General features: G+C 52.6%; 14 protein-coding genes. 5 read left to right on the forward strand and 9 right to left on the reverse strand.

Features of this window, described 5'->3' with window-relative positions; translation table 11 throughout:
* Positions 1 to 27: 27 nt before the first annotated feature.
* The 3 genes from cysS to SFC07_RS10615 all read right to left on the reverse strand — a co-directional run bounded on the left by cysS (position 28) and on the right by SFC07_RS10615 (position 4,940).
* Positions 28 to 1,410, reverse strand: coding sequence for a cysteine--tRNA ligase (gene cysS, locus SFC07_RS10605; RefSeq protein ID WP_411208221.1), 1,383 nt, complete (start codon positions 1,408 to 1,410; stop codon positions 28 to 30).
* A gap of 118 nt (positions 1,411 to 1,528) precedes the next feature.
* Complete coding sequence (locus tag SFC07_RS10610) at positions 1,529 to 3,508, reverse strand: sucrose-specific PTS transporter subunit IIBC (RefSeq protein WP_411208222.1); 1,980 nt, start codon at positions 3,506 to 3,508, stop codon at positions 1,529 to 1,531.
* Positions 3,509 to 3,674: 166 nt separating this feature from the next.
* Positions 3,675 to 4,940, reverse strand: a complete 1,266-nt coding sequence (locus tag SFC07_RS10615) for a glycoside hydrolase family 32 protein (RefSeq protein ID WP_411208223.1) — start codon at positions 4,938 to 4,940, stop codon at positions 3,675 to 3,677.
* Between the two features lie 206 nt (positions 4,941 to 5,146).
* Here SFC07_RS10615 and SFC07_RS10620 point away from each other — a divergent pair, with 206 nt between their 5' ends.
* Both SFC07_RS10620 and SFC07_RS10625 read left to right on the forward strand, forming a co-directional pair.
* A complete protein-coding gene (locus SFC07_RS10620; protein ID WP_411208224.1) occupies positions 5,147 to 6,490 on the forward strand; it encodes an acetamidase/formamidase family protein in 1,344 nt (447 codons plus the stop codon).
* 459 nt (positions 6,491 to 6,949) lie between these two features.
* On the forward strand, positions 6,950 to 7,648 hold the full coding sequence (locus tag SFC07_RS10625; RefSeq protein WP_411208225.1) for a putative N-acetylmannosamine-6-phosphate 2-epimerase: 699 nt from the start codon (positions 6,950 to 6,952) through the stop codon (positions 7,646 to 7,648).
* Here SFC07_RS10625 and SFC07_RS10630 read toward each other — a convergent pair.
* From SFC07_RS10630 to SFC07_RS10645, 4 genes are read right to left on the reverse strand one after another with little or no spacing between them, the layout of a single operon-like run.
* A complete protein-coding gene (locus tag SFC07_RS10630) occupies positions 7,599 to 8,339 on the reverse strand; it encodes a FadR/GntR family transcriptional regulator (RefSeq protein ID WP_411208272.1) in 741 nt (246 codons plus the stop codon). The genes SFC07_RS10625 and SFC07_RS10630 overlap by 50 nt on opposite strands.
* Before the next feature lie 44 nt (positions 8,340 to 8,383).
* On the reverse strand, positions 8,384 to 8,866 hold the full coding sequence (gene ispF / locus SFC07_RS10635) for a 2-C-methyl-D-erythritol 2,4-cyclodiphosphate synthase (protein ID WP_411208226.1): 483 nt from the start codon (positions 8,864 to 8,866) through the stop codon (positions 8,384 to 8,386).
* The gene (gene ispD, locus SFC07_RS10640) at positions 8,859 to 9,629 is read right to left on the reverse strand and encodes a 2-C-methyl-D-erythritol 4-phosphate cytidylyltransferase (RefSeq protein ID WP_411208227.1); all 771 of its coding nucleotides are present in this window, start codon (positions 9,627 to 9,629) and stop codon (positions 8,859 to 8,861) included. Before ispD ends, ispF begins: the two co-directional genes overlap by 8 nt.
* 11 nt (positions 9,630 to 9,640) lie before the next feature.
* Positions 9,641 to 10,237: a CarD family transcriptional regulator gene (locus SFC07_RS10645; RefSeq protein ID WP_411208228.1), complete on the reverse strand. Its 597-nt coding sequence runs from the start codon at positions 10,235 to 10,237 to the stop codon at positions 9,641 to 9,643.
* Positions 10,238 to 10,789: 552 nt separating this feature from the next.
* Between SFC07_RS10645 and SFC07_RS10650 the strand changes: the two genes are divergently transcribed.
* From SFC07_RS10650 to disA, 3 genes are all read left to right on the forward strand, one after another.
* Complete coding sequence (locus tag SFC07_RS10650) at positions 10,790 to 11,371, forward strand: hypothetical protein (protein ID WP_411208273.1); 582 nt, start codon at positions 10,790 to 10,792, stop codon at positions 11,369 to 11,371.
* A 164-nt stretch (positions 11,372 to 11,535) separates the two neighbouring features.
* Positions 11,536 to 12,930, forward strand: coding sequence for a DNA repair protein RadA (gene radA, locus SFC07_RS10655; RefSeq protein ID WP_411208229.1), 1,395 nt, complete (start codon positions 11,536 to 11,538; stop codon positions 12,928 to 12,930).
* Between the two features lie 36 nt (positions 12,931 to 12,966).
* A complete protein-coding gene (gene disA / locus SFC07_RS10660) occupies positions 12,967 to 14,052 on the forward strand; it encodes a DNA integrity scanning diadenylate cyclase DisA (RefSeq protein WP_411208274.1) in 1,086 nt (361 codons plus the stop codon).
* A 55-nt stretch (positions 14,053 to 14,107) separates the two neighbouring features.
* Here disA and SFC07_RS10665 read toward each other — a convergent pair whose 3' ends face one another.
* Entirely contained in the window at positions 14,108 to 14,773 is a 666-nt protein-coding gene (locus SFC07_RS10665; protein WP_411208230.1) for a hypothetical protein, read from the reverse strand.
* Between the two features lie 136 nt (positions 14,774 to 14,909).
* Positions 14,910 to 15,539, reverse strand: a complete 630-nt coding sequence (locus tag SFC07_RS10670) for a carbonic anhydrase (RefSeq protein ID WP_411208231.1) — start codon at positions 15,537 to 15,539, stop codon at positions 14,910 to 14,912.
* Positions 15,540 to 15,602 lie beyond the last annotated feature (63 nt).

The following is a 15,602-nucleotide window of genomic DNA, read 5'->3' on the forward strand; positions in this document are numbered from 1 at the left end:
ACTTCTCCTTCTTAAGAGTTACACACTCTACTGTAATTTCCAGGTAGCACCATCAGCGGTGTCCACAACGTCGATTCCAGCGGCTGCTAATCGATCACGAACTTCATCAGCAACTGCCCAGTTCTTCTCTGCGCGAGCCTTAGCCCGGCGCTCAAGTTCTGCTGATACCAACACGTCTAGTGCTTTATCTGATTTCTCATCAGCATTTGTTCCTGCTCCCCATTCAACAGGATCAAAGCCCAAAACACCCGTCATGGCTCGAACGGCACCCGCTAAAGACTGCGCGGCTTCATGATCGCCCTTGTCAAGGGCAGTATTTCCTTCACGTACTGCATTGTGGATTTCTGCCAATGCCTTAGGAACTGCGATGTCTTCATCCATGGCTTCGGCAAAACCGGCAGTCCACTCACCTACTGGAACCTCGCCGACGCGCTCGAGGAAGCTTTCAATGCGACGGTAGCCCGCAGCAGCTTCTTTAAGTGCATTCTCGGAGTATTCCAAAACAGAGCGATAATGCGCAGAGCCTAAGTAGTAACGCAATTCAACAGGGCGCACCTGCTTGAGCATCTCTGGTACGGAGAGCACATTGCCTAAGGATTTGGACATCTTTTCACCGGCCATGGTGACCCAGTGATTGTGCATCCAGTAGTTGGCAAATTTAACGCCGGCAGCATGGGCCTGTGCGATTTCATTTTCATGGTGCGGAAACTGCAGGTCGAGACCACCGCAGTGAATATCAAATTGCTGGCCCAAATAATAGGTGGCCATAGCTGAGCACTCAAGGTGCCAACCGGGGCGACCTTCACCCCAAGGAGTTGGCCAGGATGGCTCCCCTGGCTTGGCTGCCTTCCATAGGGCAAAGTCCTGCGGGCCACGCTTGCCAAAGTTATCGGTTTCGCCCTGTTCCATATCCTCTACCCGGTTGCCGGAGAGGGAACCATAGTCAGAGCCTTCAGCTTTAGACCACGCTGCCACATCAAAATATACTGATCCATCAACGGCATAGGCAAAGCCATTGTCGATCAAGCGCTGCATATACTCCACCATTTGGGTGACATGCCCAGTGGCGCGGGGTTCTACCGAGGGTGGCAAAACTCCCAGGGTGTTGTAGGTCCAGGTGAATTCGCGTTCATAGGTGGATACCCACTCCCACCAGGGGCGATTATTTTCTGCTGCCTTGGTGAGGATTTTGTCATCAATATCGGTGACATTGCGAACAAAGGCAACGTCAAGGCCCTTGGCCAACAGCCAGCGGCGCAAAATGTCAAAGGCTACTGCGGAGCGCACGTGTCCGATGTGTGGCAAAGCTTGGGGAGTGGCACCACACAGGTACACCGAGGCATGACCTGGTGTTACAGGCTTAAATTCTCGAAGCGTACGGGTACCGGTGTCAAAAATGCGTAGAGTCACGTCACCTAGTCTAACCGTCTCGAACCGTCGATAAGCAAGAAGTTGTACAAACCGGACACCTTGACCTTTATAAGAAAACCGCAGCCCCCGGGTGGCGGGGGCTGCGGTGCAGGTTTTGCTATTGCGCGGCGTCGGCGAGTTCTTTCACACCCACGCTGAGCAGTGTGTCACCAGCGGTGATGGGGCCGGAAGCGAGGGCAGCTACTGGGCCGGTGCGGCGGGAATTGGAGACCACAATCGGAGTGGTAACTTCATAACCTGCAGCCTTAATTGCTGCGATATCAAATTCACCAAGCAGCTCACCAGCTTGGACCTCATCACCCTGCTTCTTTACGGGCTTAAAATGCTCGCCCTTAAGGTTCACGGTGTCAAAACCAATGTGCATCAAAATATCAATGTCTTTACCGTCCGTGCCCTTGGTGCGCACGGCGAAGGCATGACCGGAGGGGAAAGCCACGACAACTTTGCCGGTCACGGGAGAAACCAGGCGACCTTCAGTTGGGATGATCGCAATGCCCGCACCAAGCTTGCCGGTAGCAAACATTTCATCGCTGACGCTGCCGAGTTCAATTGCGTCACCAGTAAGTGGTGCAGCAATAACGGTGGAATCAGCGGCGATGTAGTTTTCAACTGGTGCTGCTGCGGCTGGAGCAACTGCGGCACGTGGAGCTGCATCTGGATCGATGGTGCCATTGCGCTTAATGAGGTAGAAACCGTAGAACAGAGCTGCTGCAAAAGCCAGCACGAAGGTGACTACAGCGCATACCAGGAACATCGCCATATCTGGGGCGTCGATGGAAACTACGCCGAGGAAGCCTGCTGCTCCCAAAGCCACCGCCTTGATATTAAAGATGGCGATTAGTGCGCCACCCAATGCTGCGACACCGATGCCGATGAAGAAAGGCCAACGCAGGCGGAGGTTCACACCGAAGATGGCAGGTTCGGTAATGCCAAGTACTGCGGAGATGCCGGAAGCACCTGAAAGGCCCTTGAGCTTTTCATTTTTGGTGAGGAAGAAGACCGCCAAACATACTGCGCCCTGAGCGATATTGGCCATGGATGCGGTAGCGAAGATGAAGGATCCACCCTGGTTGAAGAGCTCAAGCTCGATTGGTGGGAAGGACTGGTGCAAGCCAGTGATAACAATTGGGGAATAAACCAGGCCGAAGAGGAAGCCACCAACAGGGCCACCAAACTCATAAACATTAAGCAAGCCGCTGGCCAGCCAATCGCCCACCAAACGCATAGCTGGACCAATAGCAATAAAGGTGAGGAAGCCGGTGATCAGCAGGGTGAGAACTGGGGTGATGAGGAAGTCTGCGGTGCCCTTGAGACGGCGGTGGAAGAACTTCTCAATGGTGGCAAGCACCCAAGCCACAACCAGCACTGGTAGCACGGTGCCCTGGTAGCCAGCCTGTGCAACTTCCAAGCCGAAGAGGTTCCATACTGGCATTTCACCAGCTGCAATTGTGGCGGCCACACTGTAGCCATTAACCAGGGAGGGGTAAACCATGGCCATACCCATGCCGGCGCCGAGGAACTCATTGCCGCCAAAACGCTTGGTAGCGGTAAAGCCGACCAATACAGGGAGGAATGCAAATGGTGCCGATGCCAGCAGGTTAATCATCTCAGCTGCGCCACTGATCTGCGGGTACATCTCCACCAGAGATTGTGGGCCAAAGAGATCTGCTGCAGTGAGCACGTTGTTAAGCGCCATAAGCAAACCGCCACCAACAAGGATGGGGATCAAAGGCACAAAGATATCGGCAAGAGCCTTAATGCTGCGGCTAAACCAATTGCCATTGTTAGCTGCTACATCTTTGAGCTGCTCGGTGGATACTGCAATGTCTTTGGAAGTTGCGGCATCTAGTTCCCTAAAGACGTTGTCCACATCGCCGGGGCCAACGATGACCTGGAACATACCACCGGTTTCAAAGGTTCCTTTGAGATCTGGATCATTGTCCAGCATCTCTCGATCCACGTTGTTGGAATCCTTCAAAACCATGCGCAGGCGGGTGGCACAGTGGGCGGCGGCGAGAATATTTGCCTCGCCGCCAACACCGCGGAGGACCCGCTGTGCAACGTCTTTGTGGTCCATAGACCTCTCCTTAAAACGGGGGGGATTTGCATGCCGAACATGTTTGTTCGGAAACTATCCCTCATTAAACATGCTTGTTTATGCCCGTTCAAGGGTTTTGGTCAAAAAGTGCCAAATCTATCACATTTTTATTAAAGGTGTGACCTAAGTCCATTTCTGCGGAAACTTAAAAAGCCCGTAGGGAGCAGAGAACTTGGCCATTACCTGCACTTATTTCAATTGCACTCTTATCTTCGGCAATTAATAGTTCGCCGTGATCTACCGCCACCGAACGCTTATCCCCGTCACGATCAAGCGAAAGTACGTGTCCATCCCACTCCAGAACAATGTTTGAACGGATGTCTACTCGGACAGATGCAGAACCAAGCTCAAATCGGCTAACCCCCTCTTCCTCGACCGGCAAGAGCAGCTCTTGATAGAGCACATGGCCTTTAAGGCTGAGGCGACGTGGAACCGTGAGGCAATGTACCCAACCTTCAGCCTCGACCGTTGGGTGGTCATCTTGAGCAGGCAGTCCCATCCAGCCAATCAGCCAGGTCTGCGCACCAGAAACCGTCACCTGCGGAGCATAAAACTCATGCCCAAAATCCAATTCACTAAAGCCACGTAGTACCTTAAAAGTGGTGCCCTCTAGCCGTCCAACCACATATCCACACTGGTCAGAGCTGGCATAGTGGGTTACTTCCCCATCGATTCGCTCCAATCCCTGCGGGCAGAAAATGAGCACATCAAGTTCCTCCCCCATTTCCAGATCATGCATGCTGAAGAGGTTTGGACACTCCCACATATAGCCACCTGGAATTAGATCGGGGGCTGAGCCTGGCTTTGCCTCGCTGAGATCAAAGCTGATTTCCCCACTAAAATCCCAGTTTTTCAGATCATTGGAGCGATAGAGAACCGCAGCGCCTGTCTCATCTTCACGTTGCGCGCCAAGCACCATTTTCCAACCAGCGCCGTCGGCGCTGATCATCGGATCGCGGTAGTGAGCCGTAAACCCGGGCGCGGGTCCGTCGATAAGCGGGTTTAACGCTGATCGACGATGAACCCCACCCATCACGCCCGTGGGATCTTCCACCTCGACCAGGTTTTGGGTGGCGCGGCGCTGGCCATCCACTTTGAGATTGCCAGTATAAAAAAGTTTTAGGCTACCGTCTTGAAATACCGCTCCACCGGAATAACATCCGTGCAGGTCATAGGAGGCATCTGGATATAGTGCATTGGGCAGATGGCGCCAGATGAGCCTATTTGGTCCACGCAATTCAGTAACTGCATGTGCCCAGCCAGTGCGCTTGGGAGCATAGGGAAAGCCTGGATCATGCTGATAGTAAACGTGGAGTTTATTGCCGTCGATATAAACGCCATTGGGATCGTTGAGACGACCTTGGGGCGGGGTGAGATGGTAATTCGGGCGCAGAGATGCGGAGTTATGCATAGTTTCACACCCTACTTATCTTGAGGGCAGGGAAGGCCATTTTCATTAAGAAAGGTCTCGAATCTACTTTCTTGGATTCTTCCGGGCATTTTCAGGCATACAACTTTCAGCCAACCACACCACCCCCAATTTCTATTGACTTATAGAAATTTAAGGATTAGTTTTCTATAGGTTAATAGATACTGAGTTTTCCATAGGAGGAAACAATGGTGCAGCCTCAAGAATTAGCAAATAAGCTTAGCTTCACACTGGGCCGCAGAACATTTATACAGGCTGCCGTCGCACTGGGAACACTCTCCGCAACCGGCCACGCTGCCCATGCACATGCCCAAAGCAGTTTCGGAAGCAGTTCGGGAAGTGCCGCACCTATCAAGAAGTCAGCAGGCATTCTGCAACCAAACCAAGGTAAATTACAGGCCGATCATTATCTCGAATCAACTCCAGACTCCGTGCTTTGGGGTTATGTTCCAAGCGTGCACAGTACTGCAGTTATGCAGATGAAATCTGGTGAGACAGTCACGGTTGACACCCTCAGCCACGAAGGAATGCTCGAGGATCAAGGCCGGAACCCAGATGAATTTTTTGGGTCCCACGGAGTTCCCGAAAATCAAGTTCTTGAAGATGCTCGCACAATTGCCACCGAGTACAACCGGACGCCTCGAAATTTTGATACCGATGGTCCTCACATTGTTACCGGACCAATCTTTGTTGAAGGTGCAGAACCAGGCGACGTACTTAAAGTTGAAACACTGTCCACAGAACTGCGTGTCCCCTACGGCGTAGTTTCCAGCCGACATGGAAAAGGAGCATTGGGGCAAACCAAGGATGGCTCGGCACCGGCTGGCATCAGCATTTCCGAAGTTATGCCTCCAACCTCTACCGATGGTAGAAGTACCGGCATTCCCACTGATTATGGAAACGTTTCGGTTTTCACCTCCGTAGATGGTGACATGGGAGTGATGGGAGATCGAATCCGTTTCCCACTACGCCCCTTTATGGGCATGATGGGCGTCGCATTTGCTGAAGGTGACCCCACCTCCGCACAGCTCAATTCCATTCCTCCAACTCTGGGAGGTGGAAATATTGATATTCGCCATCTAGCAGTTGGTTCAGCTTTCTACCTACCCGTTAGAGCAGAAGGTGCATTGTTCTACACCGGTGATCCACACATGGGCATGGGAGATGGCGAAGTGTCATTGACTGCAATGGAGGGCTCATTGCGCACCACTTTTAAGCTCACGGTCTGTAAGAAGGACAGTGGCGATGCACCTTCCGTAGCATTTCATTATCCCTTCGCCGAGACAGACGAATACTGGATCCCCATTGGGCTATCCGATCCCGATGGGTCTGCCAATGAACAAAATAATGACTTAAATGCCGCAATGCGTCGTGCTGTAGTGAATGCCCTCGATTTCCTGCAAACCGATCTCAACATTGAAAGGCATATAGCTTATGCCTATCTCTCTGCAGCTGCAGACTTTGCAATTTCTCAGGTTGTGGACCGAACTACTGGTGTTCATGGCTTAATTAGAAAAGCAGACTTTGTTTAGGAACAAGTGAATTAGGCGGGGTTTCGTCGAAAAGCGTTGTCCCCGTGCTGGTGTTGTAACCCAGCTGCCAACTCCAATCGAAAAAGGTCTTGTGCGCACACACTAGTGCGCCAAGACCTTTAGTTTATGCAGGCCAAAAACTTCTTTTAAGCTTCAGACCCACCAACCAAAACTAAAACTTCACTGCACAAAACTAGCAAAAAAATGTCAAGGAAGTAATATGTTGAAGCGTCAGGTAACCCACTAGAAACTTTCAATATGTACTCCGCTAACAGGGACTGAAAGTGCTAGCAGGAGGAATTATCGCAAATCGGGTCACCTGTTTATACGCTTTTAGGCAGGTGGTACAGGCTCAATTATGCAAAAACCAACGATGAATTCCTGCCTTAGCCCAACTAATCCCCTTTATGCTGCAGTTTCAGTTTTCACATTTGGGTAGTCCAAAATAGGAGATTTTTGATGCCCCTCAATCAACAACGCAATCATCTATATTCCATTCTTAAAGGGCAGATCATTCCCTCTGTACACATGGCAGCTGATCATCCAATGCGCGATACCCACACCCTGACCCAAGTGGCAGCGGCTTGCGCAAAAAATGGTGCACTGGCCATCCGTTGCGGTGGTACCGATGGTTTGGCTGATATTGAGTCGATCTCAAAAAACCTCAATATCCCTGTATTTGGACTGGTCAAGGAGGGTTCTGAGGGTGTACATCTCACCCCAACCCGAGACTCAGTGCGCGCTATTGCAGAAGCTGGCGCCACGGTTGTATGCGCGGATGCCACCTTCCGTCCACGCCCCGACGGCTCAACCTTTGCTGAGTTGGCAAAGGTGGCGCATGATTCGAGAGTTTTGATCTTGGCCGATTGCGCCACGCCAGAAGAAGTAATGGCAGCACATAAAGCCGGAGCTGATTTTATTTCCACAACCCTGGCTGGCTACACCCATCACCGCAGCAAAACTCCAGGGCCTGATTTTGAGTTCTTAGAAGATGCCCGCGCCTTGGTACCTTCTGCCTTCTTAATTGCCGGTGGTCGCATATCTACCACCGCAGATGCCAAAAGGGCCTTTGACCTGGGTGCTGATGCAGTTATCGTCGGCGCGGCTATTACTGATCCGGGGTTTGTTTATACTCACTTTGTGGCGCAGGTACTTTAAACTGCACCTCGATCTGCTCCCGCATAGAGGCATAATATACAGCCACAGCCTGCTGATATGCCACTAAATCGCCACATTTTAAAGCCTCCACAAGTGCTGCCTTGGCGCCAATTCCAGCAGCTGATTCCGCTCCTAATTCCCATCCCAGCGCCTGCAGCGATTTCACTTGAACCTGCCATAAGGCCTCATAAAACTCGCGCATAATCGGATTTTCCAGACGAGTGGCCAAGAGATGGTGAAATGCTCGCTCTGGAGCAAGCGCTGATTCCCCGCGTTCCCCCAGCTCACACATCTTCTCCAACAAATCGGACAAGGCGTGAAAATCTGCCTCTGAACACGCTGCAATCAAGTGGGCACCCGCAGATTGTGCAATCGACTCCCGAGCATCCACCACATAAATCACCTTTTTCAAGGCTGCAGCTTCATCAACAATGGTCCGGAAAGCAAGACCCTGCACCAAAGGCTCCAAGGTCATTGCACCAACAAAAGTGCCATAACCATGGCGAACGTCCACAATATCGAGGGTTGAAAGGGCACGTACTGCCTCCCGCACCGCCGAGCGCGAGCACCCCAGCTCAGCACAAAGCACTGGCTCAGAAGGCAATAAATCCCCAGGTTGCAAATGGTTTTTGCGGATATACTGCTTAATTCCGTGCACCGCATCCTGGGTGGTTGAACGAGGACTACCCATCACAGGGTTAATCCTAGCCCAGTTAAAAGCCTAAAAACTTGGCTTTACGACGCCCACACCACCGCGGTGGCCACCGCCGCGCGGCCTTCACCTCGACCAGTAAATCCCATGTGATCAGTGGTAGTGGCAGAAAGTGAACATGGAGCACCCAGTACCCCAGAAATAACGCGCTGAGCTTCTTCGCGGCGAGGTCCAAACTTTGGGGTTTGGCCAATCAGCTGTGCCGCCACATTTCCGATGACAAAGCCCTTAGATTCCACAAATTCACGGACTTCTTTGAGCAGCTGAGTGCCAGAGACACCATCATATTCTGGGCGTCCAACTCCTACAAAGGAGCCAAGATCGCCCAGGCCAGCCGCCGAAAGCAGGGCATCCACAATGGCGTGAGCTACGACATCACCATCGGAATGTCCCTCACAACCTGCGACATCTTCAAAAAGTAAACAAGCCAACCAGCAGGGTTTACCCTCTTCAATCTGGTGAGCATCTGTAGCAATACCAACGCGGGGAATAATCGGATTAGTCACTCGGTACCTCAAAAATTGTGGGTTCGGCTTCATCAGTAATGCGCTGGGCCAGCATCATATCAATGGGAGTGGTCACCTTAAAGGCCATGGGATCACCTTGGACGCATTCCACATCCACTCCGTACCACTCCATCAAGCTGGCATCATCGGTGGGAATAAAACCAGGGTTGGTTTCTGCAAAGTACTTCTTATTGGCTGCAATAAGTTCTGAGAGCAAAAATCCCTGTGGGGTTTGTACTGCACGCAGATCTGCCCTGTTGGGAGTTTCCTGCACAAATTTGCCCTGGGCATCAACTTTTTTAATGGTGTCTGCCACGGGAAGTACGGGGATCACGGCTTTGGCACCCTCAGAGACCTTTTGCACTACCCGCGCAATAAGGCCGGGCGGGGTGAGAGCACGAGCACTATCGTGAATGAGAACAATTGCATCCGGGGTTTCGTCGTCAAGCGTAATGGCCTGGAGTCCCGCCCACACTGAATCGGCGCGCTCACCGCCACCGTGCACAAGCCGCACTGTGACGCCTTCGGGGGAATCGAGCAAGCCCCGCTTGCTCAGTAATTCACGCGCATAATCTTCCATGTCTGGGCTGATGAGGACGATAATTTCATCAACACTTTCGGAGATCAACATAGCTCGGAGCGAACGCTCAACAAGGCTACGTCCCCGCAGGGTGACAAAGGCCTTGGGGATTGGACCGCCGAGGCGCGTGCCACGACCCGCCGCCGCGAGGAGTGCGATGACGGGCAATGAAGGAGTAGACATAGGGCTTGAGCCTAGTCTTCGTCGTCGAAGCTCAGATCATCGAGATCCACATCGGAATCATCAAAGTCATCAAAAGCGTCCTTCTTTTCCTCCTCTTCACCAAAGAGGTCAGCGCGGTGACGAGTAATAGTCTCATCTACCTGTGCCAAAAAGACATCTGCCTTTTGCTCATCAACGGTTTCTGCAAGTGCGAGCTCGCCAACCAAGACCTGACGAGCCTTGGACAACATGCGCTTTTCACCAGCGGAAAGTCCACGATCCTGATCGCGGCGCCAGAGGTCACGTACAACCTCAGCCACTTTGTTCACATCGCCGGAAGCTAGGCGCTCCTGGTTTGCCTTATAACGGCGAGACCAGTTGCCTGCTTCTTCTACATCAATTTCGCGCAGCACGGAAAAGACCTTTTGCAGGCCTTCTTCGCCTACAACATCGCGCACGCCAACCAGCTCAGCGTTCTTAGCTGGAACGCGAACCACGAGATCGGAATGGTTAATTTGGAGAACTAGGTAGTCCACCGTCTCACCATTCATTTCACGCTGCTCCAGGGCTGAAATAATTGCAGCTCCGTGGTGCGGGTAAACGACGGTGTCTCCGACCTTGAATTCCATGCCCACTCCTTCTATTGGCCTAATCCTGCAAGAGAATTGACCCCTGACGCCTTTAAAACCAGCGTCTTATAACAAGACAAATACTTAAGCCCGTTCCAGCGAAAACTTGGGAGGTGTTCCCAAAGCATTCACGACAGACCTCAACCTTCGGAATTCTACCATGTTTAGGCAGCTTTAGCAGCTCGCGGGTATATAGAAGCCCCGGCTCTTGTGAGACTAAGTTAGCGTGGGGTTAAGCTGGTCTTTCCGTACGTCTAAAAGTGAAGCTTTTTGGCAATTTCCTAGCAGGGCGCTGCGGCTGCCGAAGTTGTTAAATTTCAGTCTGCGAGCGCGCTGATTCTTGCCAATCTTTTGCTAGGTTGCCATGCAATTTCCACAAGCTCGGCGTGAATTTGCTGATACCAGCTACTTTTGGCCAGGTTTATGCCCCTTTTGTTTGCCCCCGTTTACACCCTCGATTAGTACAACCGACTGTGTTAAAGAGGTTTTAAAGACTAGGGTTGTATGCAGCATATCCAGATTTTCTGGATGAATCCTGGAATTTATACCCCAATGGAGGACGAACCCGTGAAGTCCCTGAACTCGGCTGCCCGTCGTGGCGCGATCATGACTGTGGCTGCTGTGTCAGCTCTTGCGCTTTCCGCATGTGGCGCAGGACAGATCACTCAGACCTCAAGCCAGGTTGCTGCCGTTGATGGCAACCAGGCTGCAGCAGAAAGCGGCGCAGTTATTGTCCGCGACGTAACCGTGCACGTCACCGAAGAGGGCGAGGCAGGCGTCAAGTTCACTGCAATCAACCAGGACACCGAGAACATCTCTCACACCCTGGAGTCCGTCACCGTTGAGGGCGAAAATGTCACCCTGGACGAGGTTGAGCCACTTGAGCGCAACTGCTCCCTCGTTGCCGATCTCGAGTCCGAACTCGCGCTGCTTGAGGAGCCTGAGGTTGGCTGCATCCAGCACGTAGCTACCTCCGTTGAGAACCCAGGCTTCGCCTACGGTGGTGTTGTTCCTGTGACCTTCACCTTCAACACTGGCGAGATCACCGTTGACGCTACCGTCTCCGCACCAGTTCTCGAGTCCGGCCAGGTCACCCGAGAGGTTGGCACCGGCGAAGAAGGATCTAGCCACTAATTTTTAGCTAGTTTTAAAGCTTTAAATGCGCATCTCTTCATAGGTGCGCATTTTTCTTTTCCTCCACCGCGACCGCCACTAACTTAACCTCCGCAAGCTCCCACGAAAAGCGCTTTTCGAACACAGTTTCCCCTATGTCCTGTGTGTAGTTTATGGTTGAGGGCATGGCTAAAAAAGCACGCAGCGTACACACTTGTTCTGAATGCGGTTATTCCAGCCCCAAATGGTTGGGCCGCTGCCCAGAATGCGGTTCCTGGGGTTCCATGCAGGAACACGCCCTCGGTGAAACCGGTGGCGCCGCGCGTGCAGCCGTATCCGGCGTTACTCCCGCAGGGCTTACCCCGACGTCTCCAGCTGTCCCCATTGGCCAAGTTGTAGCCTCTTCGGCCACCAGTATTTCCACTGGTATTGGTGAGCTTGACCGCGTACTGGGAAATGGCATCGTACCAGGATCCGTTGTACTCATGGCTGGTGAACCGGGTGTGGGTAAATCCACCTTGTTATTGGAGGTAGCCAGCCGTTGGGCCTCCATGCCCGCAGAAAATGGCACCCGCACCGCGCTTTATGTCACCGCCGAGGAATCTGCCGGCCAGGTTCGCCTGCGCGCAGAAAGAACCGGAGCTCTAAAAGACACCCTTTATCTTGCAGCTGAGTCCAATTTGGACGTGGTTTTTGGCCACGTTAGCCAGCTCAAGCCCAGTTTGTTAATTGTGGACTCAGTACAAACCATGCATGCCGCCGGCGTAGAAGGAGTTGCTGGTGGCGTTGCCCAATCACGCGCAGTCACTGCAGCGCTAACCACCTTAGCAAAGACCTCCGGCATTCCCATTTTGCTGGTTGGCCACGTCACCAAGGATGGCAATGTGGCTGGTCCACGCGTGCTAGAACACCTGGTAGATGTGGTGTTGAACTTCGAGGGCGATCGCCACTCCTCCCTGCGCATGCTACGTGGTATTAAAAACCGCTATGGCGCCACCGATGAAGTTGGTTGTTTTGAGCAGCAGTCCGATGGCATTAAGGAAGTCCCCGACCCTTCCGGGCTCTTCCTCTCCCATCACGGCTCCACCCCCGATGGCACCGCCGTCACCGTAGCTATGGATGGTGTGCGCCCGCTGTTGGCTGAGGTTCAAAGCTTGCTTGTCGACGCCGCCTCGAAGAATCCCCGCCGCGTGGTCACGGGCCTCGACGCCAATCGGGTGCCGATGGTTTTGGCTGTGCTTTCAGCACGGGCCGGACGTGCCACCCAGGGCAAAGATGCCTACGTAGCAACAGTAGGCGGAATGAAAGTGGGTGAACCGGCCACTGACCTCGCCGTAGCGTTAGCTACAGCCTCAGCTCTGGCCAAGAAGCCACTGCCGGATAAGACCATCGTGCTTGGTGAAGTAGGCCTTGCAGGTGAAATTAGAAGGGTTCCCAATGTGGAAAGACGTGTAGCCGAAGCCGAACGCTTAGGTTATAAAAAGGCCATTGTGCCTGCAGGTTCCAATATCAAAAGCACAACGCTGAAGATAATGGAAGCAGCAACGCTAGTTGAAGCTTTGGCAGCGGTAAGCTTATAACTCATGACACCAACCACCCCTCAGGGTGCCACCGCAATGGCAGCAGCTGGCGCAGATTCCAGCCTTTTAGGAACTCAGCATGTGCATACTCTCAAAGCCACATTGCAACGCTTAGCTCCTGGAACTCCCCTGCGTGATGCACTAGATAGAATCGTGCGCGGACATACCGGAGCTTTGATCGTTATTGGTGATGATGAAAACGTCACCTCCATTTGCGATGGTGGCTTTGAATTTGATGTACCTTTTGCCGCCACTCGTCTGCGTGAGCTGTGCAAAATGGATGGTGCAGTTATCTTGTCCTCGGATATTGAGCGCATTAAGCGCGCCAATGTGCAGCTGCTTCCCTCCCCCACCTGGCCTACCCAGGAATCTGGTACCCGTCACCGTTCTGCAGAGCGCACCGCTTTGCATACCGGCGTTCCAGTCATTGCGGTTTCTGAATCCCAAAACACCATTACCCTCTACGTAGAGGGCAAGGCCCATATGTTGGAGCAGCCTTCCACCCTGCTCAACCGCGCTAATCAGGCCTTGGGCACCATGGAGCGTTATCGTGATCGCCTAGATCAGGTTGATAGCCGCCTGCACCTTGCTGAACTGCACAGCTATGTCACCGTCATTGATGTGGTTTCTGTAATTCAACGTGAAGAGATGCTGCGTCGCGTGGGCGAATCCATTGACGGCGATGTGTTGGAGTTGGGTAAAGATGCCAAACAAATCCAGATCCAGCTCAGCGAACTCCGTGGCGAAAATGATCGCGAGCGGGAGGCAATTATTGCCGATTACCTAGTCACCGATGGCATCCCTGCGGATGAAGCAGTTCGCGAAGCTCTGGAATCCATCTCCCGTCTGGATGATAAAGCGCTAATGAAACCCGCCAATATCGCGCGGATTTTAGGCCTACCGCCCACTGAAGAAGCTCTTGATGAACCAGTAGTTCCGCGCGGTTATCGCACCCTAAACCGTGTGCCTCGTGTGCAAAAATTCCTCATGGACAAGCTCGTTGTGGAATTTGGCAACTTGGATGCACTGCTTAACGCCAGCACCGAGGATCTTGCCAATATCGAGGGCGTGGGTTCTCTGTGGGCTCGCCACATCACCGATGGCCTAGGCCGTTTGAGCTAAACAAAAGCGCCTGTTTTCGCACAATGACATGTGAAAGCAGGCGCTTAAGAAATTTTTAAGCCAGGTTGAAAGTCACGGCTGCTGAAGGATTGGTTCCAACAACGGTGTGCAAGTAATAAGCTCCGGCTGGAACAGCTTGGCGATTATCACACTGACCCGGAGCGGAGTTGGTGCGAGACCAGGTGGCTTGGAAATAACGATCCTTACCCGCTGGGAAAACGCTGGTGCCATCTTCAATTGCGGGATTGCAATCAACATCGGACCAAATGCGAGCATTGGTTGCTAGATCATAAACCTCAAAACGCAACACATTTTCTTCCAGGTTGATCTCACAATCCACCGCAGTTGGATTATGCACTGTCATAAACAACTCAGGCTGTTCACCAGCAACGAAACTGGAGTTATTGGTGTTTGCAGTGATTACTAGATCTTTGAGCTCACAAGTCTTCTTCGCATCTGCAGCCACCGTTGTGGAGGCTTGTGGATCCTTAGAAGTTGTCTCCTTTGCAGTGGAGGCTTCAGAAGCAGAATCAGATGCGGAGGTTGTAGCTGAGGTGGAAGAAGTCCCCAGGTTTACTGGTTTGGAGCTTTCCACAGCTGAGGTGACTGCAGCATTAGTGGACTGATCTTGCTCAGTATTGTCTGATGATCCGCCCCCAAATGCCACAACTGCCCAGATAATTAGGGCAATGACGACGAGCAGAATTGCAAGCGCGGCCATGCGCCGGCGCCTATAGATGACTTCATTATGTCTCGGCGTTCCCACATCAACCACTCTATAACTTGCAGATCATTGGCACTGGGATTAGTGGGGTGGGCGTGTTGAAATTTAACCCGCCTACCCCTCCTATAAATGACTAGTCCAGACCTACGTTACGGCTAATAACTGGCATGGCTTTGCCATCGGAAAGCTGGTAGCGCAGACCGATGATGCCCACCTGGCCTGAATTCACCTTGTCGTGAATTTCGGGGGATCGGGAAAGAATCTGGTTCACGGTTGCCACCACGTGATGCTTTTCAAAAGCTTCGATGCTGGTCTTGCCCTCAGCCTTAGCTTCCAAGATGGACGGTGCCACCTTTTCCACCAATACGCGCTGGTAGCCGCCAGGAATTGCGCCACCATCAAGAGCTCCGGCGGTCGCTGCAACGGCACCACAGGATTCGTGGCCCATAACGATAACCAAAGGCACACCAATGGATTCAATGGCGTATTCGATGGAGGCAAAAACGGCCTGGTCGAGGATCTCACCGGCGGTACGAACCACAAAAAGATCGCCCAGTCCGACGTCAAAAATTAGCTCAACGGGGACGCGGGAATCGGAGCAGGAAATAACCACTGCAGCAGGCTTTTGACCATCGCGAAGTTCGCGGCGGCGAGGTGCATCCTGGTGCGGACGATCCTCGTTAAAGTTCCTAAAGCGCTCATTGCCCGCAGCCAGTGCTGCCCACACCGCATTGGGGGTTCTTTCAATATTTCTCAAAGGCATAAATTACATTGTGCCACTTTATGTGATTGGGAACCTAATAACCGGGACGCTAAAATTTTCTAG

It is taken from the genome of Corynebacterium callunae (assembly GCF_046592015.1).
Lineage (GTDB): Bacteria > Actinomycetota > Actinomycetes > Mycobacteriales > Mycobacteriaceae > Corynebacterium > Corynebacterium callunae_A.